The sequence below is a fragment of the Lysinibacillus sp. NPDC093216 genome, assembly GCF_050280325.1.
Taxonomy (GTDB): domain Bacteria; phylum Bacillota; class Bacilli; order Bacillales_A; family Planococcaceae; genus Lysinibacillus.
Window position 1 is genome coordinate 117,784 of record NZ_JBNNVB010000006.1, and the last position, 407, is coordinate 118,190.

Sequence of the window (407 nt, forward strand, 5' to 3'; positions counted from 1 at the left end):
TACCTGGTGTTACTGGTGTTACTGGTGTTACTGGTGTTACTGGTGTTACTGGTGTTACTGGTGTTACTGGTGTTACTGGTGTTACTGGTGTTACTGGTGTTACTGGTGACACTGGAGCTACTGGTTCTTCCGGAGTTACCGGTTCTACTGGAGCTACTGGTTCTACCGGGGCTACCGGGGCTACCGGGGCTACCGGGGCTACCGGGGCTACCGGGGCTACCGGGGCTACGGGAGCTACTGGCTCTACTGGTGACACTGGAGCTACCGGCTCTACTGGGGCTACTGGTTCTACTGGCGTTACCGGTGACACTGGAGCTACTGGTGTTACTGGTTCTACTGGTTCTACTGGTTCTACTGGTTCTACTGGTTCTACTGGTTCTACTGGTTCTACTGGTTCTACTGGCTCT

Annotated in this window: 1 protein-coding gene; it reads left to right on the top strand. The window is 54.3% G+C overall.

All coding sequences use genetic code 11. The features are described from left to right. On the top strand, nucleotides 1–407 hold a 407-nt coding region (locus ACQKOG_RS09450), incomplete at both ends, for a hypothetical protein (RefSeq protein ID WP_427446149.1).